This window comes from Acinetobacter sp. YH12231 (assembly GCF_013417755.1).
Lineage (GTDB): Bacteria > Pseudomonadota > Gammaproteobacteria > Pseudomonadales > Moraxellaceae > Acinetobacter > Acinetobacter amyesii.
On sequence record NZ_VPDJ01000051.1, the window covers coordinates 1 to 4,695 of the forward strand.

The following is a 4,695-nucleotide window of genomic DNA, read 5'->3' on the forward strand; positions in this document are numbered from 1 at the left end:
CAATTACGCAAAATAATTCGGTACTATTAAACATGAGGATAGAGTTGTGAGTTTTGTGTGGTAACTCAACTGATGGCTCTAGTCCTCATATTTTTCAAGTCAATTTCTTATCCGCGATTCGGGTTAATTAAATATCGACTATTTGCTAAAAATTTATAAAAAATGCCTCTGTACACGACAAATTTCATAGGATCCTTGTCCTATCAGGCTTTTTCTTTCTTAAAATTGCTAGCACTTTCTTAAATTCTTCTTTTTTTCCAAAACCAATCAAACGTAGAATAGCCATTTGAACATAGTCCAAACCGTAGCGAAATAAACTTACTGAAAGTCGTCCATGCTTCTTTATTTTTATCGCTTTTTTCCGATCATGTTGCCATTCACCTGTTAAATAGCACCAACAGAAACCGATAGCTAGCACTGCTATCAATTTCTTGACTCGTCTAGGGTCTGTTAAACGAGTATTTTCAAGATTGAATCCACGTCCTTTGAGACAACTAAATAACGTTTCGATTTCCCAGCGTAATGCATAATCACGAATAGCAGAAGCATTAAACATAGGAGAAACAACAAGTAAAAGCTCTCCATCTTCTAATCGTAGCGCACTAATATACAGTTTCACTCGACCAACCCAAATACGTCGTTTACGACATTCAGTTTGACCAACTTGAAGATGACGAAATAAATCACTAATTTTATGATTCTTGGCTAAGTGATTGGTCACAATAAAGTTTTTTTAACACGTATACAGAAGTTAATGTCATTTTCAATTAACCATGTAAACCATTTCTCACCGATAAATTCTCTGTCTGCAAACACATTCACAATACGATCTTTACCAAAAATGGAGATAAAGCGTTGAATCAAAGCAATACGCTCTTTTGTATCTGAATTTCCACGTTTATTGAGCAATGTCCAAACAATAGGTATCGCTATTCCACGATAGACGATGGCTAACATCAAGATATTAATATCTCGTTTTCCCCATTTCCAATTAGTTCTATCCAAAGTTAATTGGACTTTATCGAATGAAAATATATTGAAAATTAACTGAGAAATTTGACGATAATCGAAATACTGATCTGCAAAGAAGCGTTGTATACGTCGATAAAATGATTGTGGTAAGCACTTGATGGGTAAGGCTTTAGATGCAGAAGAAAGATTACATGTCTGTTTTTACAATTAATGCAAGCATAATCAGTGTAAAACATTTTGCATGTGACTTGTTCCACTTTAGATATTTGTTTAAGATGAGATGTAACTCATTGAAATGTGTCATCATATTCGTCGTCAGAAAACAAGTACTATGCCATTATTTCAATGAGTTATCTTTTTTGTCGTGTACAGAGATATTTTTTAATGATAAATAAAAAGCCTATTTTTAAAGAAATTTAGCATACGGCATAGTGAAAACAACAATAGAGCAATTACTCAACAATAAACATTAACATCAATTATTTAGATCATATTCAATTTTAATAAAAAGACAAATGTGTATTAAAAATAGCCATCATACGTCTATTTTTGATTACAAAATATAATGAGGGGATTGCTTCCCATTTCATACATTTTTCATATATAAAAAGACATACTATTTTTAAGGTTTTTCTAAACCAATTTTTTTACTTCATAATTTTTAACATCATAATTAAAGGTGAACCATGCAAAATAAGAAGCGCACCCCATTAGACGCGCAACAGTCCCATCTTTGGATTATTGGTGGTGGTATCGCAGGTATGGCTGCTGCTGCATTTGCAATCCGTGATGCCAAAGTCCCTGCCAAAAATATCCATATTTTAGAAGAACTCGATATTTCAGGTGGTTCGATGGATGGTGGACATACACCGCATGCCGCGCAAGCTTGGGTAACACGTGGTGGGCGAATGCTGACCGATGAAACTTATTTGTGCCTATGGGACTTATTTTCCAGTATTCCATCTTTGGAAAATCCAGACATTTCGGTGCGTGAAGAATGTCGTGAGTTTAATGAAAAAGTGAAAACCCACGGCAATGCACGGTTGATTGATGCCGAACATGTCATTGCGGATGCAGCAAAGCTTGGTCTGAATACGCTACATCGTGCACAGATGCTGCGCCTATTAGCTTCAAAAGAAGAAAAAATTGGCAGTCGCCGCATTGATGAGTTTTTTGATGAAACCTTTTTTGAAACCAATTTCTGGCGCATGTGGCGCACGACTTTCGCTTTTCAAAAATGGCACAGTGCAGCAGAGTTAAGACGCTATTTCTTGCGTTTTATTCAAGAATTGCCACGCATTCATACCTTAGCGGGTGTGAAACGTACCAAGTACAACCAATATGACTCGATGATTCTGCCCCTACAGCGTTGGTTAGTCGCACAAGGCGTCGATGTGCGTTTTGGACACTATGTCACAGATGCAGACTTCATTACCAATGCTGAAACTCAAGAACGCTACGCTTCACGCCTATATGTACAATTGCCTGAAGGCTCAGAGCAAATTAATCTGAAAGCCAATGATTTAGCTATTTTCACTTTAGGCTCTATTACAGCAGACTCACGTTATGGCGGTAATCATGACGTGCCTGCCCTTATTCGTCATCGAGAAGATCATGGCTGGACGCTTTGGGAAACGCTGGCACAAAAAGCCCCAGACTTTGGCCGTCCAATGACTTTTTATGGCAATGTCGATGAACATAAGTGGGAGTCTTTCACTCTGACCATGAAAGATGACGTGCTACTTAAACGTATTATTGACTATACAGGCAATGAACCAGGCACAGGCGCACTCATGACTTGGTATGAGTCGGGTTGGCATTTATCCATCGTGGTTCCTGCACAGCCACACTTTGCCGACTTACCTGAAGGTTTATATACCTTATGGGGCTACGGTTTCCAAATTGACCATATAGGCGATTACATCAAAAAACCAATGTCCGAAGCCACGGGGCAAGAAATCCTAACAGAACTGATTAAACAGCTCGGTTTTGACGACATTTTAGATCATGTTTTGGCAACGACTGATGTTACTACCGCCATGATGCCATACGCCTCTGCCCTATTCGCCTGCCGTAAACCGGGGGATCGTCCACAGGTAATTCCACAAGGCTCACAAAACTTTGCTTTCCTTGGACAGTTTGTGGAAATTGAAGATGACGTGGTCTTTACTGTGGAATATTCAGTTCGTGGGGCGATGCTTGCCATTTATGAATTTTTTGGGGTGGAACGTGAAATCCCTGAAATTTACAACGGTCTACTTGATCCCAAAGTGGGTTTAAAAGCTTTAGAAACAGTGTTCCACTAAGTTTTTAATATATAGCGATAAGAGCACCTTTATGTCGCCACTATTACATAGTTTAATTTAAGCAACGTTTGGATACACGAGTGTGGCAGGGATGCCACACGTTATCCATCATAATAGGGATGTTATGTATGGGTAACAAAGGCTTTTGCTTTCTTTTGGCTTATCAAAAGTAAGGGTATTGCCTACACAAACACCTTTTATACTTTATTGAAAGTTAAGGCCGTGTACGCACCTAATTTTAAATTGGATAAAAAGAAAAATTAGATAAAACTTTATATCTCATTCGTAAATAAATTGACTAATCAACATAGGAAAAACATCTCCACGTTTTAAATAATACTCCGAAACTGACTAAGTGCTTTTCTATCTTTTTCTCATGATTTTAGATTTCATAAAAATTACCTCTGTACACGACAAATTTCATAGGATCCTTGTCCTATCAGGCTTTTTCTTTCTTAAAATTGCTAGCACTTTCTTAAATTCTTCTTTTTTTCCAAAACCAATCAAACGTAGAATAGCCATTTGAACATAGTCCAAACCGTAGCGAAATAAACTTACTGAAAGTCGTCCATGCTTCTTTATTTTTATCGCTTTTTTCCGATCATGTTGCCATTCACCTGTTAAATAGCACCAACAGAAACCGATAGCTAGCACTGCTATCAATTTCTTGACTCGTCTAGGGTCTGTTAAACGAGTATTTTCAAGATTGAATCCACGTCCTTTGAGACAACTAAATAACGTTTCGATTTCCCAGCGTAATGCATAATCACGAATAGCAGAAGCATTAAACATAGGAGAAACAACAAGTAAAAGCTCTCCATCTTCTAATCGTAGCGCACTAATATACAGTTTCACTCGACCAACCCAAATACGTCGTTTACGACATTCAGTTTGACCAACTTGAAGATGACGAAATAAATCACTAATTTTATGATTCTTGGCTAAGTGATTGGTCACAATAAAGTTTTTTTAACACGTATACAGAAGTTAATGTCATTTTCAATTTCGTCGTCAGAAAACAAGTACTATGCCATTATTTCAATGAGTTATCTTTTTTTGTCGTGTACAAAGAAAAAATGCTTAAAAAATAGGTAAAAGTGCAATTTTTTTAGCAAAAACGCTTATAAAAAATACATACGTGAAAAATATAGTGAATTGGGGGTTGCAATGATTCTGAAATGCTCTAGAATGCACCCCATACCGACGAGATAGACGGAAACGAACGAAACGCGAAGCGTTGAATTGTTAAGTTTATCGAAGTCCAGCTTCTAGCATTGACGAGATGTTAGAAAGATCATTAAGAGATTATGAAGAACAACTTGTGTGGATTTTTACTGATTGATTGATCGAAATTATTTTCATTGATTGATGGTAGAAATTACTCGAAGTTTATTTGAGCAAATTTTTGTCAGTAATT

At 36.9% G+C, this 4,695-nt stretch carries 1 protein-coding gene and 2 pseudogenes; 1 reads left to right on the top strand and 2 read right to left on the bottom strand.

The features are described 5' to 3' along the window. Positions 1–184 precede the first annotated feature (184 nt). Positions 185–1,276, bottom strand: a pseudogene (locus tag FTV11_RS16735) (IS4-like element ISAba33 family transposase). A 382-nt stretch (positions 1,277–1,658) separates the two neighbouring features. Between FTV11_RS16735 and FTV11_RS16740 the strand changes: the two are divergent. Further along, positions 1,659–3,278: an oleate hydratase gene (locus FTV11_RS16740; protein ID WP_180027353.1), complete on the top strand. Its 1,620-nt coding sequence runs from the start codon at positions 1,659–1,661 to the stop codon at positions 3,276–3,278. A 420-nt stretch (positions 3,279–3,698) separates the two neighbouring features. On the opposite strand, the pseudogene FTV11_RS16745 reads toward FTV11_RS16740, so the two are convergent. Further along, a pseudogene (locus FTV11_RS16745) lies at positions 3,699–4,282 on the bottom strand (IS4-like element ISAba33 family transposase); the annotation flags it as partial. Between the last annotated feature and the right edge of the window lie 413 nt (positions 4,283–4,695).

What these genes read in the sequence shown, in the direction of transcription:
- FTV11_RS16740 (WP_180027353.1), top strand. Translation starts at nt 1,659, where the DNA reads ATGCAAAATAAGAAGCGCACCCCATTAGACGCGCAACAGTCCCATCTT.